At 42.9% G+C, this 25,570-nt stretch carries 32 protein-coding genes; 8 read left to right on the forward strand and 24 right to left on the reverse strand.

Annotated features, from left to right (window positions below):
* Nucleotides 1-2: 2 nt before the first annotated feature.
* The 10 genes from F0229_RS10750 to F0229_RS10795 all read right to left on the reverse strand — a co-directional run bounded on the left by F0229_RS10750 (nucleotide 3) and on the right by F0229_RS10795 (nucleotide 6,916).
* Nucleotides 3-539 (reverse strand): lysozyme, encoded by a 537-nt coding sequence (locus tag F0229_RS10750; RefSeq protein ID WP_171732811.1) that lies wholly within the window; start codon nucleotides 537-539, stop codon nucleotides 3-5.
* A complete protein-coding gene (locus F0229_RS10755) occupies nucleotides 536-778 on the reverse strand; it encodes a hypothetical protein (RefSeq protein ID WP_102371042.1) in 243 nt (80 codons plus the stop codon). Before F0229_RS10755 ends, F0229_RS10750 begins: the two co-directional genes overlap by 4 nt.
* Before the next feature lie 158 nt (nucleotides 779-936).
* Nucleotides 937-1,389, reverse strand: coding sequence for a hypothetical protein (locus tag F0229_RS10760; RefSeq protein ID WP_102371041.1), 453 nt, complete (start codon nucleotides 1,387-1,389; stop codon nucleotides 937-939).
* A complete protein-coding gene (locus F0229_RS21775; RefSeq protein ID WP_216606111.1) occupies nucleotides 1,386-2,252 on the reverse strand; it encodes a hypothetical protein in 867 nt (288 codons plus the stop codon). The genes F0229_RS10760 and F0229_RS21775 overlap by 4 nt, the downstream gene beginning before the upstream one ends.
* Nucleotides 2,249-2,779 carry a hypothetical protein gene (locus F0229_RS10770; protein WP_171732812.1) on the reverse strand — a complete coding sequence of 177 codons (531 nt, stop codon included), beginning with the start codon at nucleotides 2,777-2,779 and terminating at the stop codon, nucleotides 2,249-2,251. Before F0229_RS10770 ends, F0229_RS21775 begins: the two co-directional genes overlap by 4 nt.
* A complete protein-coding gene (locus F0229_RS10775) occupies nucleotides 2,761-3,804 on the reverse strand; it encodes a baseplate J/gp47 family protein (RefSeq protein WP_171732813.1) in 1,044 nt (347 codons plus the stop codon). The genes F0229_RS10770 and F0229_RS10775 overlap by 19 nt, the downstream gene beginning before the upstream one ends.
* Nucleotides 3,801-4,202 (reverse strand): phage GP46 family protein, encoded by a 402-nt coding sequence (locus F0229_RS10780; protein ID WP_102371038.1) that lies wholly within the window; start codon nucleotides 4,200-4,202, stop codon nucleotides 3,801-3,803. Before F0229_RS10780 ends, F0229_RS10775 begins: the two co-directional genes overlap by 4 nt.
* On the reverse strand, nucleotides 4,199-4,798 hold the full coding sequence (locus F0229_RS10785; protein WP_102371037.1) for a phage baseplate assembly protein V: 600 nt from the start codon (nucleotides 4,796-4,798) through the stop codon (nucleotides 4,199-4,201). The genes F0229_RS10780 and F0229_RS10785 overlap by 4 nt, the downstream gene beginning before the upstream one ends.
* A complete protein-coding gene (locus F0229_RS10790) occupies nucleotides 4,791-5,729 on the reverse strand; it encodes a phage tail protein (protein WP_171732814.1) in 939 nt (312 codons plus the stop codon). The genes F0229_RS10785 and F0229_RS10790 overlap by 8 nt, the downstream gene beginning before the upstream one ends.
* Nucleotides 5,726-6,916, reverse strand: coding sequence for a DNA circularization N-terminal domain-containing protein (locus tag F0229_RS10795; RefSeq protein ID WP_102371035.1), 1,191 nt, complete (start codon nucleotides 6,914-6,916; stop codon nucleotides 5,726-5,728). The genes F0229_RS10790 and F0229_RS10795 overlap by 4 nt, the downstream gene beginning before the upstream one ends.
* Before the next feature lie 348 nt (nucleotides 6,917-7,264).
* Here F0229_RS10795 and F0229_RS10800 point away from each other — a divergent pair, with 348 nt between their 5' ends.
* Nucleotides 7,265-8,383 (forward strand): M35 family metallopeptidase, encoded by a 1,119-nt coding sequence (locus tag F0229_RS10800; RefSeq protein WP_171732815.1) that lies wholly within the window; start codon nucleotides 7,265-7,267, stop codon nucleotides 8,381-8,383.
* Between the two features lie 28 nt (nucleotides 8,384-8,411).
* Here F0229_RS10800 and F0229_RS10805 read toward each other — a convergent pair whose 3' ends face one another.
* The 9 genes from F0229_RS10805 to F0229_RS10845 form a co-directional block, all read right to left on the reverse strand.
* Entirely contained in the window at nucleotides 8,412-8,654 is a 243-nt protein-coding gene (locus tag F0229_RS10805) for an ogr/Delta-like zinc finger family protein (protein ID WP_171732816.1), read from the reverse strand.
* A gap of 60 nt (nucleotides 8,655-8,714) precedes the next feature.
* Nucleotides 8,715-8,933: a hypothetical protein gene (locus tag F0229_RS10810; RefSeq protein ID WP_171732817.1), complete on the reverse strand. Its 219-nt coding sequence runs from the start codon at nucleotides 8,931-8,933 to the stop codon at nucleotides 8,715-8,717.
* Nucleotides 8,934-9,038: 105 nt separating this feature from the next.
* On the reverse strand, nucleotides 9,039-11,129 hold the full coding sequence (locus tag F0229_RS10815) for a hypothetical protein (protein ID WP_171732818.1): 2,091 nt from the start codon (nucleotides 11,127-11,129) through the stop codon (nucleotides 9,039-9,041).
* 3 nt (nucleotides 11,130-11,132) lie between these two features.
* The gene (locus tag F0229_RS10820; protein ID WP_065107088.1) at nucleotides 11,133-11,318 is read right to left on the reverse strand and encodes a hypothetical protein; all 186 of its coding nucleotides are present in this window, start codon (nucleotides 11,316-11,318) and stop codon (nucleotides 11,133-11,135) included.
* On the reverse strand, nucleotides 11,315-11,542 hold the full coding sequence (locus F0229_RS10825) for a hypothetical protein (protein WP_171732819.1): 228 nt from the start codon (nucleotides 11,540-11,542) through the stop codon (nucleotides 11,315-11,317). Before F0229_RS10825 ends, F0229_RS10820 begins: the two co-directional genes overlap by 4 nt.
* Nucleotides 11,542-11,829 (reverse strand): hypothetical protein, encoded by a 288-nt coding sequence (locus tag F0229_RS10830; protein ID WP_171732820.1) that lies wholly within the window; start codon nucleotides 11,827-11,829, stop codon nucleotides 11,542-11,544. Before F0229_RS10830 ends, F0229_RS10825 begins: the two co-directional genes overlap by 1 nt.
* 20 nt (nucleotides 11,830-11,849) lie before the next feature.
* A complete protein-coding gene (locus tag F0229_RS10835; protein WP_171732821.1) occupies nucleotides 11,850-12,074 on the reverse strand; it encodes a hypothetical protein in 225 nt (74 codons plus the stop codon).
* An 11-nt stretch (nucleotides 12,075-12,085) separates the two neighbouring features.
* A complete protein-coding gene (locus F0229_RS10840; RefSeq protein ID WP_171732822.1) occupies nucleotides 12,086-12,625 on the reverse strand; it encodes a phage regulatory CII family protein in 540 nt (179 codons plus the stop codon).
* A 114-nt stretch (nucleotides 12,626-12,739) separates the two neighbouring features.
* Nucleotides 12,740-12,952, reverse strand: coding sequence for a hypothetical protein (locus tag F0229_RS10845; RefSeq protein ID WP_076666784.1), 213 nt, complete (start codon nucleotides 12,950-12,952; stop codon nucleotides 12,740-12,742).
* A gap of 97 nt (nucleotides 12,953-13,049) precedes the next feature.
* Between F0229_RS10845 and F0229_RS10850 the strand changes: the two genes are divergently transcribed.
* Nucleotides 13,050-13,676, forward strand: a complete 627-nt coding sequence (locus F0229_RS10850; RefSeq protein WP_171732823.1) for a phage repressor protein CI — start codon at nucleotides 13,050-13,052, stop codon at nucleotides 13,674-13,676.
* Between the two features lie 12 nt (nucleotides 13,677-13,688).
* Complete coding sequence (locus tag F0229_RS10855; protein ID WP_171732824.1) at nucleotides 13,689-14,657, forward strand: hypothetical protein; 969 nt, start codon at nucleotides 13,689-13,691, stop codon at nucleotides 14,655-14,657.
* Here the strand turns inward: F0229_RS10855 and F0229_RS10860 are convergent.
* Complete coding sequence (locus F0229_RS10860) at nucleotides 14,631-15,338, reverse strand: HAD family phosphatase (RefSeq protein WP_171732825.1); 708 nt, start codon at nucleotides 15,336-15,338, stop codon at nucleotides 14,631-14,633. The two genes, F0229_RS10855 and F0229_RS10860, sit on opposite strands and share 27 nt — an antisense overlap.
* 308 nt (nucleotides 15,339-15,646) lie before the next feature.
* Nucleotides 15,647-16,942 (reverse strand): DNA (cytosine-5-)-methyltransferase, encoded by a 1,296-nt coding sequence (dcm, locus tag F0229_RS10865; protein ID WP_171732826.1) that lies wholly within the window; start codon nucleotides 16,940-16,942, stop codon nucleotides 15,647-15,649.
* 73 nt (nucleotides 16,943-17,015) lie between these two features.
* Between dcm and F0229_RS10870 the strand changes: the two genes are divergently transcribed.
* Nucleotides 17,016-18,692: an AAA family ATPase gene (locus F0229_RS10870; protein WP_367613539.1), complete on the forward strand. Its 1,677-nt coding sequence runs from the start codon at nucleotides 17,016-17,018 to the stop codon at nucleotides 18,690-18,692.
* Nucleotides 18,693-18,701: 9 nt separating this feature from the next.
* Nucleotides 18,702-19,961, forward strand: coding sequence for an LlaJI family restriction endonuclease (locus tag F0229_RS10875; protein WP_171732828.1), 1,260 nt, complete (start codon nucleotides 18,702-18,704; stop codon nucleotides 19,959-19,961).
* A gap of 77 nt (nucleotides 19,962-20,038) precedes the next feature.
* On the opposite strand, the gene F0229_RS10880 is transcribed toward F0229_RS10875, so the two are convergent.
* On the reverse strand, nucleotides 20,039-20,419 hold the full coding sequence (locus tag F0229_RS10880; protein ID WP_171732842.1) for a hypothetical protein: 381 nt from the start codon (nucleotides 20,417-20,419) through the stop codon (nucleotides 20,039-20,041).
* Between the two features lie 131 nt (nucleotides 20,420-20,550).
* Here F0229_RS10880 and F0229_RS10885 point away from each other — a divergent pair, with 131 nt between their 5' ends.
* Entirely contained in the window at nucleotides 20,551-21,621 is a 1,071-nt protein-coding gene (locus F0229_RS10885) for a tyrosine-type recombinase/integrase (RefSeq protein ID WP_171732829.1), read from the forward strand.
* A 30-nt stretch (nucleotides 21,622-21,651) separates the two neighbouring features.
* On the opposite strand, the gene F0229_RS10890 is transcribed toward F0229_RS10885, so the two are convergent.
* A complete protein-coding gene (locus F0229_RS10890) occupies nucleotides 21,652-22,170 on the reverse strand; it encodes an NUDIX hydrolase (RefSeq protein ID WP_017079685.1) in 519 nt (172 codons plus the stop codon).
* A 302-nt stretch (nucleotides 22,171-22,472) separates the two neighbouring features.
* Between F0229_RS10890 and F0229_RS10895 the strand changes: the two genes are divergently transcribed.
* Nucleotides 22,473-22,733 (forward strand): DUF333 domain-containing protein, encoded by a 261-nt coding sequence (locus F0229_RS10895; protein WP_017059521.1) that lies wholly within the window; start codon nucleotides 22,473-22,475, stop codon nucleotides 22,731-22,733.
* Nucleotides 22,734-22,863: 130 nt separating this feature from the next.
* Here F0229_RS10895 and F0229_RS10900 read toward each other — a convergent pair whose 3' ends face one another.
* Nucleotides 22,864-23,742, reverse strand: coding sequence for a YdcF family protein (locus tag F0229_RS10900; protein WP_017064809.1), 879 nt, complete (start codon nucleotides 23,740-23,742; stop codon nucleotides 22,864-22,866).
* Nucleotides 23,743-24,098: 356 nt separating this feature from the next.
* On the opposite strand from F0229_RS10900, the gene F0229_RS10905 reads away from it, so the two are divergent.
* Nucleotides 24,099-25,469, forward strand: a complete 1,371-nt coding sequence (locus tag F0229_RS10905; protein ID WP_171732830.1) for an L-serine ammonia-lyase — start codon at nucleotides 24,099-24,101, stop codon at nucleotides 25,467-25,469.
* Nucleotides 25,470-25,570 lie beyond the last annotated feature (101 nt).

A 25,570-nucleotide genomic window follows, 5' to 3' on the forward strand; every position in this document is an offset into this window, starting at 1 on the left:
GATCACCACCCATTCAAACAAACGTGTTGTTCTTTGGTTCGGCGTTTAGGAATGCCGGCACAGTTGCTTTGCTTGAGTCGGCAGTCTTTACCATTCACAAACCCCCATCTTGGGTACTCCTTACAAGCGCCTTGATGATCACCTTGGTTAAACTTCTTCAGTAAGGTCGAACGCGTGAAATTGCCGGCGCCAAGGTTAAAGACAAAGCTCACCATCATGTCGTATTCGCCCTGGCTAGCGGTTTGGGTGATGTGTTTGTTTACCACTTGTTCGGCAGCTGAGATATCTTCAACAAAATACTCAGCCGCTTGTTGCTCGGTAAACACCATCTCTGGTGTGACGCCGCTTGTATGCCCAAGCCCCGCAGTCCACACATCGGCACTGCATTGGTAGGGTTTGAGCCTGCAACCTTCTTCATTCGCGACATGGCTGAGGCCTTGCTCACTGGTAGTAAGCTCTGAATCAATGGTAAAAACAATGGCAAGAACGGAGGCAACAGAGCACACCACAGTCTGTACTGCTTTGGTTTTTATGCTCATGCTGAACCCTCTTTTTTTGAGTTCAACTTGTCCAGCTGCGCTTGGCTGAGTTTGGTTGCAATAGCGTAGTGACGAATAGCCATAATGCCTGCGCCAATACCGACCGCAACAGACAAAATTTGGAGTGCGTCATTCACGCCAAAACTGATTAGGGTTGCACTAACGGAGGCTAAGATTTTCTTTAGGCCAGTGACATCGAGTAGTGATACGACGAGTGCCTTTGCCTCTGATTCATTCATGGATTTCTCTCTTATAGCTAGATGATTAGTTCCCCCATAAGCAGTGTATCTCGTTGAGTTTTAAAGGGGACTGATGGCATTTCTAGTGTCGAGATATAGAAGTTCAGAGAGCAGGAAGAGAAAACCCAGCATGGAGCTGGGTTTGAATATGTTTCGGATTAGTTAGTTGGTGGTGTAGGCCACGGGTTTTCTGTTTGAACTTTTTCTCTTTCTTCAACCGCTAAGTCCATGAGTCGATTATATTCAGATTGATCTCCCATGTGCTTTTTGATTTCAGCTTCTTCAAAATATGGACGTACTCTTTGTGTGTACTCTAACTGCCGCTGCTGCGCTATATCGGTTCGTTTGATTTGATACACATCACTCGCCGTTTCTATTCGCCAAATGCCGTTATCTAAAATCAATTCATCGTTAATATGACAATCCAACTGTTGATAGTTATCTATATTGAGCACATGCTTCCTACCACCACTATCAATGAAAAACGTGGTATCCATACTCACATCAACGATTTCCCCGCCCACTTTACGTGCGTGTTCAAATGGAATGTCGGTGTCTATACCATGGGTTCCAAAGGCAACAGGGTAATCATATTCAAAAATTATCTTCATGACGCCCCCAATTTAATTAATGACATGCAGGCTCCACCGTTGTCGTTATCACCATAAAAAAATGACAGTGAGCCATTGGCTCCAAAAATAAAGACATGAATCTGAAGAACATCATCTTTGTTTAATTCAACAGGATGACTGAGTGATGCGGTTGTATCTTTATTTGAATATGTTGGAAGAATGTTCACACCGAAAGCTTTTAGCTCGGAACGTTGTTGGCCATTAACAAACACAGCCATTGACCAAAATGCAAAGTCGCCTGTTCTTAATTTCTCCCAGCAACGTGTTGCTGCATTAAGAAGATACTTCCCCGTTTCCGGAACGGTTAAGACTGCACCTGGTATAGGGTGAAACACTTGGTATGCTGCATTATCAATAAACCCCACTGCGAATACCTCTTGAGTTGAAACATTTTTGAGCTGATTTAAATCAGATTGAATAGGCGCTAAGTGCAATTCATTTAACTCAGTTTCAGTCACAAACTCTCCGTGCTTAAAGATAACATCGCCAGCTTCACCCGATATCGCCGCTTTGAGTGTGACCATACCGCCAATGCCTTTCGGTAGGGCGACTTTGGGCGTCGAGCACTCGACCACGGATTGATTGCTGCTATCAAGCACATGGATTTGGTATAGGTACTCATCAAAGTGCTGCTCAATAGGCAAATTCAAGATGAAAGTTAAAACGCCATTGTCATCGTAGTAACTGGTCTCAATGGTGTTTTCATAGAATGAATACAGTGTTTCACTTGGTGTCTCATGGGTTAGCGAGCCAATGAGCCGGTACTTGGTTACAGTATTTTTCAACTCACTGTTTAAAACGTCTATCCCGTGCTGAGTAGGGATGGCTTGCAGTGCGCTCATACGGTGTCTCCTATTTCAAGTTGCCATGTAATGGCGGTGCAGCACAGGAATGGTGCTTCAGTTTCTAGTTCAAGCTGAGAGCTAAATTCTGGCTTAATGGTTAAGGCTGTGACCTGTTCAAACTTTGTTTCTGCATCGAGAGGATAAATCCAATGAAACTCGGTGTGAGGAAGTCGTTTTTCTTCTAGTGCTTTAAAGGCCGCCTCATTGTTGTAGCTATACAGGTCTATTTTGATGAGGTTTGGGCTTTCGGCTTCGTCATACACAAAACCGTTTGAACCCATAGTCATCAAGAGCCGTTGATAGTCGGAAATCTTCCAACCAAACTGCTGCTCTTCAAACTCGGTTAATAGCGACAGTTCAATATCGTCATGGGTTTGCTTGAAGTCTTTGGCAATGCCTTGAATGGTGCTGGCAAGCTCTAGGTTCTCGATGTCTTGCCAATATTCACCTTTGGGTAATAACCCTCGATAGGCGCCTTCAAAATCACCGACACTGTATTCAATAATTAAGTCGGAGGTGTCCACGTCACGTCTCCTAATACATGTATCTGATTGTTCTCAATGGCGACTTCTCCAACCGGAGAGCGAACAATAAAGTTGTTGGTCACAGTAGAGACAGTTAAAACAATTTCGGTGTTGGTGATGGACTCTGGCTTTTGGGTTGTCCGGTCGATGTTGCCCATTTTCTCTTTCACTAAGTTTTCGAGTGCAGTGACCACATCGTCTCGCACCACTTGGTCTTCAATACCTTGGATCTCGATATTGATTGGCGCTTGCTCTGGTAGGTGAGCCAATGGGTGGCAACCTGCGAGTCGATTTTGTTCAAACGTGTTTTGCACCAACTTGACCACTTCGGCGCTTAAAGTCGGGGTGTTTTCTCGAGCACCGATATACACTTCAACCATGCCTCGCTCTGGGGTGTTATCAAGCGCCCAAGCAAAATCCACATCCGAGTGAGCCGATACCGCCCACACCTCGTAATCTGCCGCTTTGCCAATCAGCTCGTTCTTTTCAAATGCCACGATGACACGCGCTCGCCAGTGCTCGAGCTCTTCAATATTGGCGCCTCCGCCAATGCCAAGTGAAAGCACACGGTTTGGGTCAATACCGCTTAGTCCTTCGCTTAACGTAAGCACGGTCCCTTCGGAGAGGTTACTCTCCACACCAGATTCAAGCGCAATAACGTCAACGGGGACGTTGCTGTATTGTTCTTTGGTGGTTTCGTACTCATGATTAGCATGTGTTAAACGGGTGCCTTTCTTGATCACCACCGTGCCATCAAGCTCAATGAACTGTACTCGGCCCGTTGCGAACGTGGGCAACAATCGAGGGGCTTTATGGCGATTGGCGTGTAGGTATAACCACTCTTCAGAGCAGGTCTCTGGATGCAGTTGCCTGAAAAGCAAATCTTGATAACCATATTGTCCATAGCTAACGCCTGCAATGGCCGCGGCTATCGCTTTGGTTGCGGGGTTGTTTTGCCCTGTAGTAGATACCAGATTAGCTTCTGCGCGTGCAATTAAACTGTCTAGGCTTCGTTGTGTACTCATTGGTTAACCTTTGAAAGTGGAACATCAAACTGAGAGCCATCGGCTAAGGTGATCATCACATTACGCCCCATCTGATTTGGCTTCTCTCGCCATACTGAAACCTCAACCGCTTTAGCGTGGCCGTCTGTAATGAGCCAAGCGAGCGACTCTTCACAAAACCGTTTAGCGAGGCTGAGCGTTTCGTCTGTCAGCTTTGCTCGCTTGAGCGTCCAATCACGAGAGCCGACCACGTTTATCAACTCATTGCTCCAAGTGCCGCCACGCTTATTGCTTGCCATACGGGCGCGATCGTTTTGAGTGGATTCGGCGTAGTTATAAACACTCTGCAGAACGGCGTGGGTTAATCCCTCTGTAGAGCTGAGCGGCGCTGTCAGGGCGGTTAAGTTGAAATGACTCATCCTTTATTTGGCCCCTTGGTTATTCTTGTTGTCCCATCGTCGGTGTAGTCGTGGTCATGCTTTTCAACTTTGACACCGCCGAACGTACCGGACGCGCCACCCACAGAACCGGTGACATCAGCGTTCTTGGTGACTTTCAGATTACCGCCGATTTCTACATCACCGGAAAACGTGGATTTAGGTGCGGTAACGTTCACAGCCGTTGCGTTCACTGTGGTTTCTTGCGCCGATATCACTTCTAATTTTGCGCAGGCGTGTATCTTGATGCCTTGCTGCGTGAAATGAACAAGGTTGCCTTTGTCGTCAAGTATCGCGACTTCACCAGGCTGCAACTCTATTTGGTGACGTTCGTCTTCTACGTTCACGGTAATGCCGCGAGATGTGGTTCCACCAATGAACAGGTTGTAAGTTTTCGCCCCTGGTAATGGACGGCTCATAAACCCGTAGTTGTGCACGCGTTTTATCTTGTCGTTGGTTCGGCCTGTCGCGGTTTTGATTTGTAGCCGGCCTGTGGTTGCCCCTGTGACAGTGCCGGTACCAATTACGTTTTTGATTCTGGCCATTAATCGCTGTTGTTGCTGCAGAGCACTAGACATAGCTTTGCTCCTTAAACGGCCTAAACAGCTCAACCGATGTTTCTGTAGAGCTTTCAGACACTGATAGGCCAAGCGACTTGATCACCAACATCTCACTGAAGCTTTGCTCTTGGTCAGCGACTCGAATCACTCGGTTTAATCCATCAATGGCCAACTCAGGGAATATGTCGGCAATTGTGCTTGATGCTGTCAGGCTTTGAGCAATGGCGAGGTTGTGCTCGTATTTAGCACGAGACAGGCAAGCTTCTCGGTTTTGTAATTGGTCACAGGTGATCACCATGGTGCGTGAGCTATCGACGTTTGGATTGACGACCTGTGAGCTTGCGTCATCCCACTGGCCTTGCACATCAATGGTGTGAAATTGCTGATTGAAGGTGCGCTTGATGTTCAGGCTGTCGATGTTGTTGCCCGTTTCTAGGCCAATGTTGCTGATAGTTGCATGCGCGGTGTTTTCAATGATCAACATGCCATTGCGCTCAACCAACATAAAGCCTTGCTCTCGAATGAGCTGCGCCACGTTCTCTACCGGTGATTCGGCATTTATCTGAAACTCGGGGATGACCGGCATACTCTTCACCAGGCTTTTCACTTTCAAACCATATGGCTTGGCGACATGGCGAAGTAGCTCTTCCACGTTCAAGTTATAAAGTGCATCCATCGTGATGCGTGAATCAATCATGTTGGCACTCTTCGAGCGGCCAGAAATGGAAACAGCGTGAGCGCTTGGATCGGTATTGGGATACACACCATCAATCTGACCAATCAGAATCGACTTGTCGTTAAGGAAGAACTCGACCGATAACGGGCTTTCAATACTCATAGGCTCAATTGAGCAGCTGAACGTGTGGGCCAGCTGTTCAATGGAGTAGTTGATATTCGCTTGATAGAAGGTGCGCGGCTTGCCATCAATGTGCATCGTTAGCGTATTCATGACACATCCCTCACGGCAATGTCACCACGAATGAAGAGCGGGTGCTGCAGCGCATTCATTTTGGTGATGATTTTTTCTTGAGTGAACTCATCGTGCGCAATCGTCAGCGCGGATTGAAAGCGTGGTGATTGCACCGTTCTATGAGGCGCAGTGCCGCTGACCACCTTATCCTGCTGAACCTTTACATTACTTTTTAATGTCGTGACTGCGTCGAACAACTCAATGCTTTCAAGCGTCGATACTTGGGTGGTCTCTTTGATGCGCTCATCGATACCGACAATCAACGTAGATAGATCATTATTGATGGTTTCAGGCTGCTTAGCCGACTGCGTAATATCAAAACGATCGCCTTTCTCTAGGTGTGTGATGTCTTTGTTCATCTTCACTGCGCCCGTCACCATTTGTACATTGTGGTGCTGAGTTGGCGTGTCCGGTTTCACTTCACCTAGTAGTAAAGCTTGAGCACTGCGTGAATTATCTACCGCTTCATTACTTGAATTAGGCTCAGCTTGAACACCATCGGCCACCGCATTCACTGACGCAGAAAATAGGTCAGCGAACTCAGTTGGGTTGGTGCTGAGGCTACTCACTGCCGAAAATGCTTTATTGATGGCGTAGTTAATGTCTTGAAGGTTTTCATCTTCAAGGTTCAAACGGTTGGTGATGTCGACCAAAACGTTCAATGCGCTTGTGACATCACTTTGAACCCTGTGAATGTCCGATACATCCAAGCCGTTTACTTCTTTTACGAAAGAACGTTTCGACAAGCTCTCGACTATGTTGGCCTGTGTTTTTGTACGAACTGAAGTAGGAGCAGTGATTGAAGGGGAAGAGCCAGCGCGAGCAAACTTCAGGCTCAGCGTGACTAAGCCTTTTTTGGTACTGATGCTTTGAGATATGTCTTCAAAGACAAGCGGCAATTCACCCAACCAAGGGTGTTCGAGCTCGCCTGTTGGTTTTGCTTCTAGGTTTTCAATGAGCGAATTGGCATCGGCCAGAGAACTGGAGCCAACGAACACCGCTTCAATTGTGTAGGTACGGGCTTTTGTTCCCATGACTTTGATGTGTGGTAGGTCCGCGTAGGGGATTTCGCTCACTTGCAAGCGCTTACCACCATCAAAGGCGGTCGAAAGGATGTTGAGCTTAAGCCCATTCCATCTAGCGTGCTCGTACTGTCGTTCCCACATCAAAAAGCCACCAACTACAGAAGAAAATCAGAATTAGGCAGCGAGAATAAAGTGAGTGATGGAGTTGGACGCTCAGGCCCTGTTCGGACTCACCCACCCCTCCGCACCAAAATTCCGCACTGCAATTATGCGATCTTAGAACCGCATTTCATTTCGGTAGTTGTATTGGAACACAGCCCCCGATGTATCTACATCGAGGGCTGTTTTAGATTGGGGATTTAGAGATCCTTCGAGATCGTTTTTGTTCACTTATTGATTAAATCGTCGAAGATATGAGTTAGCCATTTGATATAAGCCAAACAATACGTCTAGAGTAAGTATGTTCTTTGTTTCTATAAGGAGATAATTATGGCTAGGATAACAATACACATTGAGCAACATCAAAAAGATACAAATGTAGTAAAGGTCACTCTAACTAATAACACTCATATACCTTTACGTATGTTGAAGTGGAAAACCCCCTTCGACAACGTAATAAATGATAGTTTGATTATTAGACTCAATGACTATGCTGAGGCAAACTTCATAGGAGTTCGAGCAAAAAGAATTTACGATTTCAAGCACAGTACTCTTTACATACCACCGAAAGGAACTATCTCATCAGAGGTTACAATTGAAGAGTCCTGGGATATAAATACATATGCTGTATACACGATCGAACTAGCAAACAAAAAAATCAAAGTTTGCGAAGTCAAAAATGAAACTGAAAATGTACAGTATGACAGTTTATCTGATATGGCTGTGGAGTCATTAAAGGTAAAAGTGTTATTGAAGCCAAAAATTAAAGAATGGCTAACCCATATTGAAATTGCTCCTTTTGATAACATAGAGATCGATGCATTTGAAGATGAGTTAATGAGTGGTGCTCCAGTTTGCACACCGAATTATTTTTGCTTTCCTCCTGCATATAAAAACGGGGGCGAATGTGTACATTTAAACTACTTAGCATACCCAAAGTTAACTAAGCTTCAAAATGACAAAGGCGTTATAAAGCAATACGCTGATATGCATAAAGCATGTTTGCGTCAATCGACAACTTGGCATCCAAATAAATGGGATTTTCATAAAGACCCGACATACCGTAAGTGGTTTGGGGCATATAACAAGACTAGAGCATTACACGTCGCTCAAGTTTTACGCTCTATCGCTTCAATAAAAAGCTGCCTTGGCTTCCACATTTATTTTGACTGGAGTGACGGTGACACTATTGCTTACTGGCGTCAAAGCAATGACCCGCGAGAGTTGAGCGTTTTGGGACTAACCAAGCTTTACTTCAAAGCTCCTCATGGTGGTACAGACTCAAAACTTGGAACTTTAGCCCACGAGTTTTCACATGCTTATGGTCGAACTAATGACTCCGCATACGGCCATAGAGATTGTTTAAATCTCGCGAAGAGAAATCCTGACTCTGCAATACAGAATGCTGATAATTACCAGTATTACTTGGAGGAGAAAATAGGCTTCTAAAGCCTCTGTTTCAATTCGCGTTCAGTAATCACTGGACGCTTTCAAAAATATCGATCTGACTTGAATCACCTTTGCATAATTCTGGCTGCAATTCGGGGTTTGGCTTTGCGCCTGTAGGTTCGATGATCTTGTGAACAGTTGTAAGTGTGGTGAACGCAAGTCCACAGTTGAGGTTTAGACATTGGCAGTAAGCTTCACGTGTTTCTTTTGTCATAGCACGTGAAGTGGCGATTCGAGCTTTGCTTTCGCAAACAGGGCAAGTGATTAGCATAAATCTACTCCTAACGTTGATTTAGTTACAGCGCTAGATTTATGAACTGACTTCCCTTATCTAAATCTTGAACTTAGGGCTATCTGAATCATCAGCCATTTGGATGATCATCTGAATGGCATCAATCTTATCGCTGTCTAATTTACCTTGGTTATCTACTATGACTAATCCCATCAAATACGTACCAATCCGAGCTCTGCTCTCCGATTCCGTACTTAACGCAACTCCGTCAATGATCAACTCCAGAGCTTGCTGGAATAATTGGCTTTTATCCGACATATCAATATCCTTAACAACGACAATGTGAATATACTGTATATCCATACAGGTAACAAATAAAAATACTTACCTAGTGTCATATCAGGGATAAAGATCAAATATTATTCAACTCAACATTGGTTCCAACCGTCCTTCCAAATAATCCACTGTAATATTGTTCCAATAATTCATCTCTGCGTCATCAGGTTCAAGTGGTACGATTGAGTCGAAGAGGACAGACTTCCAGTAAAATTGCCGATCGACAAACTTCTTATAAGTCTCTGCATACATTGAAGTAGCAACCTGCTTAATGTCGCTCATATCAACATCTCGGCATTCTAACGACCAGCCGCGAGCTCCGGCAGCCCAAAATAGAAACTTATCAACCTTGGTTCGTGACTCATCACCTTCGAATGTCACCGAAAACCGGTTACTGCTAGAAACATGCACACCTCGTTCACGGATCTCTCGATTCACGTTCTCAGCCTGCTTTTCTAAGCGGATAATGCGACTCTGCATCTTGTCCGTTAGTTCTTTCGGTTTACCTTGTTGGATTGCTATCGACTTAGCCTTAATCGTTTGAGCTTTAGCAGCAATCAGCTTGGATACCTGTCGTTTTAATGGCTTTTTCCACTGTTCTAGCTTATAGCCAAGCTCCTTAATCACCGCTGTCATATTGTCAGCTTCAAAAGAGGCCAAGCATTCCCACTTTGGCGCTCGCGTACATTTCGATATGTTATAGCGATTACCTCTTATCAACCCTTGTTCAGCATTTTCTCCCTTTGCGGCATAACCCACCGCTTTGATGATGTAAGAACCTGCAGCTTTAGGCTTTTTGATTCGCTCAAGCTTTGCAAAACCATGTCCCCAGATTTTCTCCAATCGTTTTGCCCAAGCACTAAAAAACCTAGGTTTAACATTCCATTTTAAAAGAACATGTACGTGAGGATTAGGTTCGCCGTCTTCATTCGCAGGGCACTCAGCGACCCAAATGTAATGGAAATCGAGAGGTTTATTGGTTGGGCCAACTTCGCTGGATTTACCAATATGAGGGAGAACTTTTTCAGCTTTTAAATCACAGTATTTCTGCCCGCTATCAGTGTCTATTTGCAAAGTATGATCAGCTACCCACCCTCTTTGGTACATCTTCTTCATCGCATCAAGAATCCGAGACACCTCTTTTCCCATAGTGGTTTCAATTGTTTTTTCTAACGTAAATTCAGTGGCAGGCTTATCTTCCAAGCGACAATAATCACCAGCAATCTCTCCCTTTATATTCATCAACTTAATTCTAAGTCTATTTTCAAATGGGACCGTCGAATATGGACCGCCAATGTCCATGACCGGCAACGCAACCCGCTTTTCCCTTGCGCTACTCGAGTAAGTCACCATGTTTCTTCGATAGCGAATGGGATGCCGGGCCCCTAACCCACCAATTTCAGATTTACTAGCCATCCCACCGAAGATGGCCAAGCGCTGAGCCTGAGTAAAAGTAAGCGTCAAAAATGTTGTAAAACCTTCGTTACTTACCGCCGAATATGCAGCGCTTTCGAATATCTGAGTCACCGCACGCTTGGTAAGTTTATCGGTATACCTCTCACCACTATTTGCTGTTGGTGCTTTACTAGCTGGCGTTTGTGTAATGTGTTGAATCCGATATTGGTTAAAGCACTTACGCTGCTGTAGTTGTATCGAAGTTGGAGTAATCTGTGGTTCACAGCGATTCACTCTCCCCTTATCACGCAAAACTGCAGGTACATTTCGCTCTGTAGAGGCGTATAGCGAGTCGTGGTTGAAATACGACTCTGGGCTTTGCAAAACTTCCGACGGATTAACTACCCTATTTAACAGTCGTATAGTTTGGCGATTTCGCTCAATTCGATGCCTATATTTCTCTGTCGGACTTTTGCGCCCTTTGACTAGCCTATTGTCTCCGGCGATTCTCGCCGCCGCTTCGCGGTCATGTTCTGTTCGATGATTAAGCGCTTTAAAAAGATCAGTCGACTTCTGTAGCTCCAACTCTCTCTTAGATTTTTGATTGAAAACGCGATCGTAAATTGGGATTTTCTTCACTAAACCAGAATCTAAAAGTGCTTGTTCTTGGTCGGTGTAAATTTTGGATACTAAAAAACCAGCGTTATAGCTGGCGTCGTTTCTACGGATTTTATCGAGGGGCATTACAGCCCCTGCGCTATAGAGGAGATCATTCAATTCCATACATCAACACTCATCCAAGAAGTCTTCTGGTTTGCGGGTAATCTTCAATTGAATTTGAATAGACTCGTCACCAGAAAGTAAAGTGCCTAACAGCACTTCATTATCGGGATAATCACCTTGCAGCATTTCTACTAATAAGGTTTCGATATAATCAGGTGCTTCAGCGGCAACTTTTAATGCTTCACTCATATTTCATCCAACTCCTGATTAGTGATCACCATAAAACCACTTTTTCCTTCTCCTTTTGAGATAACCCCTTTGTGTAAATGGGAACACTCAAGTGTTAAGCAAGCCTGATTAACTGCATCGTCCAGCGATTCGAAATCACCAACCTGAACATTAGCGACTTGTTGAGTTTCTTCATGACGAATAATGCCGCCGCTTGGGCAAAGAAAGACTGCTGAATATTCCATTATGCTGCCTTCCCTTTTTGTTCTTTCAAATCAGCTATACAGTCGATTAACGTATCTTCTACTTCGAGTAGCTCCGCCAGTGCTGACTCACTATCAAGCAGAACGATTAAATAAAGCTCTTTAGTACGATTCCCTTCAAAGTGAAATACACCGAAGTACTTACGTTTGGTTGAAAACTCAATCCGTAAGTCAATCTCTTCACTGTTTTCAAATACCAAATTGAAAATAGAATTCACGGTATGTTGAATAGCGCGCTTATTAGCGACTTCTTGCGTCTCGGTACTCATGCTTAATCCTTAACTTAATGTTATGACCAGTTACGTTTAATACTTCTCGCTCTACGGCTAATCGCCGTCTTCAACGTAGGGTTCTCCGTTTCTTCGTATTCTGTTCTCAGCTTGCTAAGTACACCTTCGCGAACTTGAGCTTTGACTTGTTTAAGCATTTCTAAGCCTCTCGCTTTCTGCTCTTGGTTAAGGCTGTATGCAGGTAAATCTGGGCAAGGCCTATGGATTGGGTTGGTCGATTCCATCTAGGTTTCTCCTATGTAAGTCCTGGAATAGGTGCACCGTTGGCGATAAAGTCGACTCCCATACTTAAGAACGGGGTTACGCCAGTTGTGCGGTTTTCTACATCCGCGATCAGCAGCACTAAGTTGCTGATACCACTTTGAGCTTTCTGAATGATTTTCTGTTTATGCGAACGGGTTAAGCGGGCATTCCCTGCATGTTCTAAAGCCATACGAGACAGGTCACCAGAGTGCATCGCGTTCTCCAATGCACGCTTAATGAAAGTTTCTTCACTCGCATCGTTGGGGATTTGTGCGGTCACCACACCGAGGCCAAGCAAAAGGCTATTAAGAATGGTGAAGTTGCCACTCGCCTTTGTGAGCATCACAAGTTCTACACTGGTAAGGATGTGCGGCTGCTCTGGGTTGAGCTTATTGCGAAGCATAGTGGCATTCATATCTACGGCCTTTGCTAACTTGGTCATGTTCTCCGAGTTCGCAAATGCACAACACGCTTCGTTAAATGCCTTTTGTTTAGAGCCACGGAATTCGCACATTGAGTCAATTTCGTTCATAACCAATACTCAATTGAAGACAAACGGGACGAAAATGAAGCCCCAACCAAGAACATTGAGCCATAGCGGGCAATACTCTTTAGTTGGAATTAGGGAAGATAAACGCATGACGGCCTACCCCAACTTTTCCATAGCTTCACGAGTCGCCATTTCCACTAAGGCGATCATGTTGATGAGAGGGGTTTCTTTACCTTTTGCTTTCTTTTTAATAGGTAAGCGACCATCAGCGACCCAATCCATAATGGTGCGTTTTGGCATTCCAGAGAACTGAGAGTATTGGTCGTACGTCATGAAAGGCGTATTTAGGACTACTTGATATGAGAGCATAGTGATATCCTGTTATGTTATTGAGTGTTTCATTTCGGACAATAGGGTCGCACCCCGCATTGTCCAGTCATCATTTGAGTGAAAATATAGTCTTCTTATGAGTGAATTACAAGAGAAAATACCACCTTTTGAATACATTGGCGGCCGAGAAGTTACAGAAAGGATGAAGGAAGTCACGAAAACGAGAGACTTCAAGTCCCTTGGAGACGTACTTGGCATTTCGAAAGGGACAATATCTACGTGGCACCAGCGAGAGTTAACTCCCTTTGAAGTGATTTTGAGACTTCATTTGAAGACTGGCGCATCAATCAAATATCTGGCTTTAGGAGAAGGTGAAGCTTTCCCTGATCAAGTAGTCCAAGAACATACGTCTAAAAAAAATGAAGCTAAGACACTTTTTGATGTCGATTACTTCACTCTGGCGAATGGAAAGCTTGTGGGAAATGAAACGTTAGCTTTTGATAAGAGCTACTTAGACAAACTTGGGGTTCTGAATGTAATGGGCATCGAGCACGATGGGACTACATTCATTGTCGACAAAGAAGTTCACCAAGCAGTAAGCGGCACTTACCTAGTGGATATGGACGGCCTACTGTCTCTAAACGACATTCAGCGTTTACCAGGCAAGAAGCTAGCGATCAGCTTTAACGGCTCAACTCTAACAGTCGAAGAAGATGAAGTGAGAGTTGTGGGTAGAGTTGCGTTAGTTATGGAGAAGAAGTGATGGAATCAAGCAATGCAAATTAGTACTCAAGATGCAGTAAGGTTGGGGTTTGTACAAGATGAAAACAGAACAAACTTAGATCACTCTCTGTTTAATGATAAAGCTTCTTTTGATTTAGAGTTTAAAACTATTCTTACTTTAGATGAGAAAAGCCAGACTATTGTATCGTCTGACAGCATCGAAAACTTAAAGCCACAACAGTGTGCGTATTTAGTTTCTAAGCAGTTTATCAGAATTCCAAAAGGCTACATTGCGTACGTTTTCTTAAAAAATAGGATGTGCCAAAGAGGTTTACTCGCTCTTAACACTGGTATTATTGATCAGGGTTATTATGGACCAATCTCGACATTAGTTATTAATCTGTCAAAGAAACATGCTTCCATACCAAATGACAACTTTCCTAATGATCGTTCTTTTTTTAGAGTTGTTTTCCATAAATTTGACTCGAATGATAACTGTAAACTTATCAGTGAAACTTCAGAAGACGACTTAGATTTCTCTAACTCTCCCCATAGCTACGACCAATATCTTGGTGGATGTAAGTCTAAACTAAGAGATTATCCGGAAAATTTTTTAAACACTGCAGCATTAGAAGACAGGCTACAAAACGAAATAGAGAAAAAGGCTGGTGACTTTTCAATACGAAAGTTATCTGTTTACTTAGCGCTATTAGCCGTAGTATTTACTTTATTACCAGCACTAAAAGATTATTACTTCACTTGGAAGTTTGATTTGAAAGATTACTCACACCAAGTCATTGAAAACCAAAACTCTATGGAAAAATTAACTACACAAATACAAACTTTGGAAGCTGAAATCACTGGCCTAAAAGCTCAGATAAGCAAAGTTAATGAAAGTAGTACGCCGGACGATGGTAGGACTGAACCAGTGCTGGTCCAGCACCTTAATATAACAGCCTCACCTCAGATAGATCATGAAGTCCTAAAAGAAGAACTATTTGACAATATTTTTGCCAAGTAACTCAATAACAGCTCCCAAGTCGGTTTCATTACCTTGATCTAAACAATAAGTACTAATAGCCTTTAACTCACTTTGTGCATTAAAGGCTATTGATGTACCACATGCTTTCGCTAGAAACACATCATTCTTTCCATCGCCAATAAATGCACACTGAGCCAGAGATACATTATATTCATCCGCCAAATGCTGCATAAATATAAGCTTTCCTTGTTCATCTGTAGGCAGGAGATTGAAATGTTTTACTCTTCCATTATTATCAAAAAAGTATTCACAAGCACTATATGAATGATCAATACCCAGCTCTACTTGAGCTATATCTGCTAATTGTTTAAATCCGCCGGAAATCAAAGCTGTTACAACCCCTTCTGACTTCAAATACTCTAGAAGCTCCTTTGCACCCTTATGCATTTCAGATGACTCTAGAACTCTATCCAGATGTTCTTTTCGCATCTCGTATTTGATTTGAATTCTTATAGTATCAGCCATCCAAGCCGTATAACTGGGGTACTCTCCACGAAGCCATTTATCTTTGCTCTCTTCCTCTTCGAGGTAACAGTTATGGCTAATTACTTTAGCTAAAACTGTCCAAGCACTAGGGGCTACCTTTCCGTTATCCAACGCATGATTTTTCTTGAATAGCGTACCTTCCATATCAAAGAAGAACATCTTGATATCTTTCATAATTGACTCATTTTTTAACGTCTAACTTCCGTTCGTTTATCTATTTACAGTACCATGATTTACTGGCTTGCTGGACTAATTTCTATCATGCAAACCAAGAGCATATAAGCAGTATCCCAAACGTAAGAGCTTACTTGGTTACAAAACACCGAAATAGCTTATTAACTGCGCGCTTACTGCTTTTATGCTGTGTTGCGTAGCCATACTCAGCTCAGAGTGCTATAGTTTATCGGCCAAATTAAAGAAGAGTGGCTTCGGTTACTCAATAAAAAAGCCACTAACGTGGCTTTTTTTGTGTCTAGTCAACTCTACTTCGTCGATGCGTTATTCGTCATCGTCTTCGTAATTTCTTCAGCTAATGCTTCAATAACAGTCATACAAACAGAGTTGCCAAACTGTTTATAAATTTGCCCATGTGACACAGCATCTACAATGAAGTTCTTAGGGAAGCCTTGTAAATTTGCACACTCTCTTGGTGTTAACTTCCTAGGGTTCTCACCCTCACCTTGATCAATCAAAATCTCAGAGCCATCTTTATAATATCTAGCACTAATGGTGTTAGTGTAGGCATCGTCGGCCTTAAACAAAGAGTAACCAAAACCATTACCTTTAGTTTTATGGCCTTCCTTACGCTTTCTATGACCAGCCCAAAGCTTGTCTGAAATGGTGTACTTATCTTCAAGAGCTGCAAATTCTTCTGGCTTCAAAAGAATATCACCTACTCTAGTTTTTTCCTTACTACCTACTGGCCAATGGAAGATATCTTCAAGTTTAACCGATTGCTCTAAACCATAGTGATCTCTATCGAAACCAATAATGAATACACGTTCACGGTTTTGAGGAATACCAAAGTCACCTGCTCGAAGTACTTTAACATCAACACAATAATTCAGATTTTGAGACAATGCATGACGAGCATCTTCACTCATAGGGACATCTTCAGGTATCTCTTGCTCGAACTCTCCTCGGAGGATTGAAAGGATCGTTTTTAACGTTTCGCCTTTATTATGCCCTTGAAGCTGCTTAACGTTTTCAAGTAGAAAAGCTTTTGGCCGTTTTTCAGCTAAAATACGCTGAATCTCGAAAAACATTGTACCGCGAGTATCACTGAAACCCTGTCTCAAGCCAGCTTGAGAGAATGCTTGACAAGGAAAGCCACCAAGTAACACATCATGTGGAGGGATCTTTTTTGAAGGAATCTGAGTTATGTCACCATTAGGCATTTCACCGTAATTGGCAAGATATGTCTTTTGGGCAAACTTATCCCACTCAGAAGTAAATACACACTTACCACCAAGGTTTTGAAAAGGTAACCGAATGCCGCCGATACCTGCAAATAAGTCTATAAACTCGAATTTATGTGGAATCTTTTCATCATGGCGAAACGGCGCATTCTCATAACTCTCACGTAATGTATCTTCCAATTGTGAAATAGACTTTAGTTTTAGTGGAGACGGATGATGCTCGCCTTCCTCCCAACCTCTGACGGTTCTTTCGCCTGTAGAATTCATTCCTAGCAAATTTGCGAACTCTGTTCGCCCTAAGCCAAGGTTTTTACGCGTTTTTTTGATATATTCAGCTTTCGATTCAGTCACAACAGTCATTTAAATACACAACTTATCCGGTTTTAGTCCGGGCGATAATAACACTGTGTATATGGACAGGCAAGGTTACCAAGTGCTTAAAAATTTAAATCACCTTATTCATGAATGTCGAGATGTGTTCGATATTCTTCCGTCGCACTCAGATATTTACATTAATGCTGAGCTAAAAGAAATACTACACAATGCTCTCTTGCAAGCAGAGGGCAGCTCAACATTCAATATACGCAGCTACGCAATCGAACTTACTACTGAAGATGGCTTGAGAACTGACCTTCCATCATCATGGCTATGGTATGGCCATGCATTTTCAGAGTTAAAGTTAGCTCTGAATGAATACAGCTTGCTAGTTAAGAATGCTAGAGCCCACCTCAAAGAAGCTGGACACACAAAAACAGAAACTGATTCTCTACTTAAAAAGTTTCCTAACGAAGGAAGCCTAGATGGGGACAGTACCATACTAGAAAGCTTTAAAAGTTTCCTTGAAACTAATTATTCCGAAATAGAGCAACCACTAATTACTGAGTTTTTGACAAACCGAGATTGGTGGTTCATTCCACTAAAGAAAACCAAGCAAACATCAGGGAAAACACTAGATAGAGGCGATATTTTTAAATCGTCACTTTACCTAGCTTGTAAAGTAATCGTTGCAAACTCAGATAGAATACCAACGGTTGTGGAAGCCTTTTTAAAAGAACCTAAATTATCTAACTATTTTGATAATTTAGATTTAACTATAGACCACTCCCTACCCACTAATACTTCGAACTCAAGCGTTTCTTTAGATGATAAATCAAGAGTGAAATCAGGCTGCAATAAGATTTATTATGGAGCTCCCGGAACAGGTAAAAGCTATCGAATAGACAATGAAACAAGTGACGAACACACTATTCGAACTGTTTTTCACCCCGACACACAATACAGCGACTTTATTGGCAGCTTGAAGCCAGCAATGATTAATGGTGACATCAGCTATGATTTCAGACCAGGTAGTTTTACCAACGCTATTATCCATGCGATAAAAAACCCTGGTGAAGAATGCACTCTTATCATTGAGGAAATTAACCGAGCAGCGGCAGCGGCAGCATTCGGAGAAATTTTTCAACTACTCGACCGCACGGTTACCAAAGAAAGTAAATACCCAATCGACATTTCAGATCCTGATTGGTTTAACTATTTAAATAATCAAACGGATAACTTTTTCTCAAATGGTAAGCTCTACATCCCTTCGAATCTTGCGCTTCTGGCTACAATGAACAGCAGTGACCAAGCAGTAATGCCACTAGATACAGCGTTTAAACGCAGATGGTTATTTGAGTACCTCCCACTAGACTACGATAATGCTGCTAACGGTACTTTGCCTCTACCACTTGAAACATCTACCGATGATGTAGAAATAAAACACGTCAAATGGAGTGATTTCGCTAAAACCGTTAACGAAGCATTAGCAGAAGACCATATCCCTGAAGATAAATTATTAGGTCACCGCTTCCTTGATGACTCAGAGCTCAATGAGAACGGTGCTAGCGCCCTCAAAGGAAAACTATTTATGTACTTGTGGGATGACGTTCTACGTCACGGCCAGCGTGGAGCTGTGTTTGCGGAGTACATCACTGATGAAGATGGAGGTGATGTAGAGCTCACAACATATGGCCAGCTAATTAAAGCTTATGATGCTGGGAACAACGTTCTTAGAGACAGTATTTCAGAGAAGTTATATAAACTTACTTTGTCAAATGAAGCACAAGCATAAAGGTAACATATGAAGTTATGCTTAACTCTACATAACGATAGAGATCCGTTAAGAACTCTCAGCAAAGAATTGCAAATTGAGTTAAAAGAAAGAGGCTTGGTTACCGTAGGCGGAAAGAATGTTTCTTTCTGTGGATTAATCTATTCAGATGGAAAGCTACATGCTTTTTTGCCTAGAGCCACTTCCATAGCTTTAACTACCCAAGAAGAAAAGATTTTGCTCGCATCAGAAATGATGGCTGCAGTTCACCGATATTCAACAACGAAGAATAACCAAGTTAACGCCAATGATGAAGGCAGCGACTTCTCAGGTCTAAATCGGCTTAGCGCTGTCTTATGGCTATTAAACGACTTTCGAATTAACGGGCTATTTTGTAAACGCAAACAAAGAAAGGTTGTGAATAGTGGTAAAGCTGACTGGAAAAAAACCATCAGCCGACGAACAGCATTCTTGAGCAGCAATGGTCCCATTTACTTAGACATAGATAGTGAATTAAGTTACAGATTTATTGGTGATGAGATATCTAGAATTCACGCTGATGTCATCGGAACGCTCGATGACCAGTTCAGTTGGCTTATTTCCCCAAAAAAATCCCATATCTCAAGTTCTCTTCAATCAGTTCCTAAGCCATCAGGAAAAACACAGGCTCAAATTGCACATTTGAAAGCTCAACGTCACTCACATTACGCTACACGAGATATTGAGCTTATTAACTATTTAATAGTGTTGCTTGAAGAGATTAGAGGGAAAGGTAACAACAACTTTGCTATGGGAATGAAGCATTTTCATGGCATGTGGGAGGCAATGCTCAATGAGACTTTGAGCTGGACAGTCAAAGTTAACAGTGAACTACCAATTCCAGCTTATAAGTTAAATGACGGAAGCATAGTTGAAGCACCATCGAAAGGACAAAGAACTGACATAGTACTACGAAGACCAAATACAGACCAATTCGCGGTTGCGGATGCAAAGTACTACGAAACAAGAAAAAGTACCAAGAGTGCACCTGGTTGGCCCGATCTAGTGAAGCAGTTTTTTTATGCTAAAGCATTAGGTGTTTATAGCGATTCAGCGCAAGTAAGTAATGCTTTTATTTTCCCTGGTGAAAGTGGAGTAATAACGAGCGCACATATGAAAAATAGACAAACTGGCACTCTTGAAGACACTGAATACCCAGCTATCAAATGCTTATATGTTTGCCCAAGACAAGTAATTCAGCACTACATCAAAGGCAAAAAGCTCACTCAACTCAGTGAAGATTTGTTTTAAAAATCATCAAACTACCCATATAAAGCCTAGTAATAAACTAGGCTTTATTCTTATGAGACGACACTCAAAGCTACAGTTCAAAACAACCCAAACACATTGTTTTTCCCATCTTGTTCAAGGCCTTTGATCTGATGGTGCTTTGGCTCCCCACCAAACAACAAAATGTATAACTTCCGGTCTTGATACGTCCCCACTACATAGTGGTCTTTTTGTATCACGTATTCGATAGTTTCGGCTTCCTCATCTGTGCACAGATACTTAATATCGACCAGTTTCACCCACTTCAAGCCGATCACGTTTTCGGCTTCTATAAACCCACCAAATGGCGCCGTAAAACGGTTACCAAGCTTCAAAAGCGCATCAATCACTCCTTGGTTCTTCTTACTAATCCCAATTGGACCATCACTGTTGATTTTTAAATGACTGTAACCAGCAGTCACATGAATTGATTGATACATAGCAAACCTATTAACTTTCTTAGCACTTTGAGAAAGGTGTCTAACCTGTGCCTTTTGTCCGATATAAAACATTGTTCTACGTTTTAGCTCGGATTATACTGTTTTTATATACAGTTACTTTAGGCTTTATTATGACTATCCGCAATTTAAAAGATGCCTCAACCAAACCTTGGATCTGCGAATGTTACCCAAACGGGCGATCGGGGAAGCGTGTTCGTAAAAAGTTCGCAACTAAGGGTGAAGCCAAGGCTTTTGAGCTTCACACAATGAAGGAGATTGACGATAAGCCCTGGATGGGTGACAAGCCGGATCATCGCAGGCTTTCTCAACTTATTGAGCTTTGGTACCAACTACATGGTGTAAACACCAAATCAGGACTTAGGGCGAAGCGAAGAATGGAAATCGTATGCGAAGCTTTAAATGACCCTATCGCGAATCAGCTGAATGAACGAATGCTTGCTCATTACCGCGCAAAACGCATCTATAAAGGTCGTAACAAAGATAAACTCGCAACAAATCAACCTATCTCTATTGCCACACATAACCATGACCTTATCTGGCTTAAAAGTATGTTTAGCGAACTTATTCGCTTGAAGGAGTGGAAAGGCCTAAACCCTATTGCTGATCTCCGAAAACTTAAAACTTCAGAGCCGGAATTAGCGTTTCTAACCGTCGATCAGATCAATCACCTACTTGATGAAGTAAAAAGTAGCCCAATGAGTGAAGATCTCACTGCCATAATAAAACTGTGCCTAGCAACAGGGGCGAGGATTCGAGAAGCTATCGAGATAAAAGGAGCTCAACTCTCTAAATTCAAAGTGACCTACATCAACACCAAGGGAAAACGAAATAGAACAGTGCCTATATCAGAAGAACTTTATCAACTGATTCACAAAGACACATCAGGTCGTTTATTTAGCTGTGCATATAGCACTGTCTATAAATGGCTTACTCGAGCATTGCCTAATTTACCCAAAGGGCAAGGAACGCATGTTTTACGCCATACCTTTGCAAGTCATTTTATGATGAATGGAGGGAATATTTTGGTATTGCAGAACATTTTAGGTCACACCGATATTTCAATGACGATGCGTTATTCTCATTTTGCACCGAGCCATCTGAGCGATGCTATTCACTTTAATCCTCTGAATTCCTTGCCGCCAAAAAGTGGCGACAAAGTGGCGACAGAGAATGTTATTTAGCGTTTAAAAGGGCTTTCAAACGTTTTTAGCCTACAGCATTTCCTTCGCTACTAAATGCAGCAGAAACGTTTCCCGCTCAATGCTCATGCCCTTTTTAGGGCTCTCGGCCATAGTCTTCTCGTTATGAGCAATTGCGTCATGAATGTTAATCCACACCGGTTTCATCCCGTTTTTCACTTCATAATCTTCGTAAGCCGTTTCACCAAGCTCACGATCGATCTTGCATGAGTAGCAGTAAGAAATCATGTGCATCATGTCTGCATCGTCTTTGTACCAAGGACGAAACTCTTCAAAAATGCCGAACGGCTTGATGCTATGGATATTCTTCGCGCCAGTCTCTTCTTCGAGTTCACGAACCATACCTGCGATCACATCTTCCCCTTCATCCAAACCACCACCAGGAATGGTGTAGTCGTGATAACGCTCTGTATACAGCATCAGAATGTCTTCACCATCTAACACAATGGCACGGGCAGCGTTGCGCTTATAGACCGTTTTATTGTCTAGATGGTCGATATCAGGATGGATGGTTGTTTTTAGGTGTCTCATGATTCTGACTGCTCTACTGAATTTGGCGGCATCATATCATAATCATCAATAGATTCGAGGTTCACAACCGCTAACCAGAACGGATCGGACGGGGATATTCCTACGGTAACTTGAATCCACTTAGCTTGATCTAACACTCAAAAAGTCGTTAAACATGAAGAAATATCAACCTATTTCAATATCTTGACCAAATTAGGACAACCTTTTCTGAAATCTAAAATATACTAATTTCATAGAGCTTCTCATTTGGTTCTGTAGAACTTAACGCATTCGATTATAGAGTTATCACGTAGGAGATAGACATGAAGAAAATTGGTTTGATGGCTGTATGTGCCGTTGTATTAGGCGGTTGTGCAAACGACTATGCAGAATATAGCGAGGGCCAACGTGTTTCAGTCGCTAACCCAGCAGCGGTTTATTGTGTTCAACAAGACGGTGAATTAGACACGGTTACTGAAAACAATCAGCGTACAACTTACTGTGTATTCGATGACGGCGAGCGCATTGAACAGTGGGAGTACTACCGCAATAACCATGAGCAAGATTCAGAAAACCAAAGTTAATCACTGTAAAAAAACACATGAGCCTTCTGGCACAATGTTATGGGCGATGATTACGTTCGAGCGGTTAAAAACATCGCTGAAGAAGGCACTGAACTTCTAGCTTTTGGCATCACGAGAAAGAAATAATCACCTATCGCCACCAGCGATGTGTGTGATCCGATTCCGGATCTAAATAACGATTCAATAAAGTCAGGTTAGTATCTAGTAGAGCTAGGTATTCCCTGACTTTTTTTACATCGGTACCCACTGAAGTCTGCTGGATACAGCGCTCCAATGCTGGGAGTAAACTCTCCACAATGTCAAAGTCAGATGAACGTCCAACGAGCTCTTTGGCAGTGATCAATGCTTCCAAAGACAGTCTTTCTGGCTCTCGTCTAACCAACTCTAAATCTCGCTTAAATGCGCCCGCACAAACACCTTCAAGATAAACTCGGTAGGTCGTCAGAACGTCCATCAACAGAAACAATTGCCCCTGAGCACTTTGATGTGGGTATGGCACCGCAACATGAGCCTCCAACCTGCGATCTATTTGCTGCTCTACCCCAAGTGCGGAACACTTCTCGATGAGAACTTTAAGCAAACCTTGCTCGCCCATGAGCGATTGAATCTCGAATATACGTTGTAAATGGTAGTCATTCGAAACGAATGTCACTTGCACACTTTGCCCGCGAGTAAACAGCCCGCTTGCAATCATCTCTGAGGCCAAGTTCTGTATGTTCTCGACAGTGTTGGTCGAGTGCTGCTCGAGCAAAATCGCCCCTAAAGAAAACGGATGTTCACGCTGCTTTTCAAGCTTTCTAAAGTACTGGTGCATCGCGTCGGCTTCAGACAGTGTTTGCCCTTTTGTTAGCCCACCACAAAATGCTACCGCAGTTTGCTGATTCGACTCTTCTACCAAAGGCTCCGCCAGATACTCAACCAAAGCATCAACTCGACTGATTCCTTCATCAGTCAATTTATTCTCATTAAGTCGCTTACCCAGCACAATAAGGAGGTGATTAATGCTCATTTTATGTTCAAGTCTCGTTTTGGGGATTAGATGGAGTGAATTATGTATACAATACTTGTTAACAAAAGTATTTTGAAATTCTTATATGTTGCTCGCAATAATGCTCACTATTGATAGCGACATCTTAGGTAATACAAGAATAAACGTGTCGCTTTACAGCAAACATAGCACGCTCTTGTATTTCATCGCTCTATGCTTGTTAGCACTAGTCGATAAAAGAGCCCTTTCAATCAATGAATACGCTCTATCGCATAACTGTTTCACCCACAGAACAGGTTCACTCAAAGAAGTGCAACTAACCAAATACAAATTTTACACAGAGTTCGTCCATCGAACCGTCTTCACAGGAAGTTACTATGCTGTCTATTTTTGATATCTACAAAATTGGGGTTGGACCATCCAGCTCCCACACAAATGGACCAATGATCGCTGGGTTTAACTTTACCCAAAAAATTGATGCTCAGCTTAAGCAAGTGAAGCGTATTCAAATCGACTTATACGGCTCGTTATCATTGACGGGTATTGGTCACCACACAGACAGAGCGACCTTGTTAGGTTTGCTAGGTAACCGCCCCGACACCATTAAAATCACCAGTGCTAACCAAGCAATGCGTAAGGCGATTGAAGATAAATCTCTATTGGTTAGCGGTAACCATGAAATTTATTTCGATGTAGAAAGCGATCTGCTCTTCCACAAGACCAACCTTCCGCTGCATGAAAATGGTATGACTATCTCTGCCTTTAACGAAAGCGGCAGCCTTCTGGATATGGAAACCTACTACTCGATTGGTGGTGGCTTTATCGCAACCGCTGATGAGCTACAAAACGGCAAACAGGAAGCAGAAACACAAGTTGAGTTCCCTTTCTCTTCCGCTGATCAGTTAATTGAACTATCCGAACAACAAGGACTGAGCCTTGGTGGCTTAATTCTGCGTAACGAAGTGTCTTTCCAAGGTATGGATGTGATTGACCAGAAAGCCGACCAAATTTGGAAGGTGATGTCTCTGTGTATGCAGCGTGGCTTTGACACGGAAGGCATTCTTGATGGCGGTCTAGAAGTCACTCGTCGAGCACCTGCTCTGCTTAAAAAGCTGGAAGCAAATGCCTCGATTGAAAACGATCCAATGGAGATCATGGATTGGATTAACCTATTTGCCTTTGCTGTAAGTGAAGAAAACGCAGCGGGCGGTCAGGTCGTGACATCACCGACCAACGGTGCGGCTGGGGTTATTCCTGCGGTATTAATGTACTACCATCGCTTCATCAAAGAGCTAGACACTAAGCAGCTTAAAGACTTCTTGGCAGTCTCTGGCGCAATCGGCATCTTATACAAAACCAACGCTTCGATTTCTGGCGCAGAGGTAGGTTGTCAGGGTGAAGTCGGCGTTTCTTCATCAATGGCCGCAGCAGGCCTAACTGCCCTACGTGGTGGTAGCAACGAACAGATTTGTATTGCAGCTGAGATCGCGATGGAACACTCACTGGGCATGACATGCGATCCGATCGGTGGCCTTGTTCAGGTGCCATGTATCGAACGTAACGCAATGGGTGCAATGAAAGCCATCAATGCATCGCGCATGGCGTTGAAACGTACCAGCAAGTGTCTTATCTCGTTAGACAAGGTTATCGAGACCATGTATCAAACAGGTAAAGACATGAACAAGAAGTACCGTGAAACTTCTCTAGGCGGCCTAGCCGTGATCCACATGGCACCACCTTGTGAATAAAAGACAGGAACACGAGTGGAGAAAGCCTCTATAGAGACAGTATTCTTGTAAACTTAGTTTTCAATATCTCAACAAAGCCAGCCACCAAGCTGGCTTTTTTA

The sequence above is a fragment of the Vibrio sp. AIC-3 genome (assembly GCF_013114515.1).
Taxonomy (GTDB): domain Bacteria; phylum Pseudomonadota; class Gammaproteobacteria; order Enterobacterales; family Vibrionaceae; genus Vibrio; species Vibrio crassostreae_C.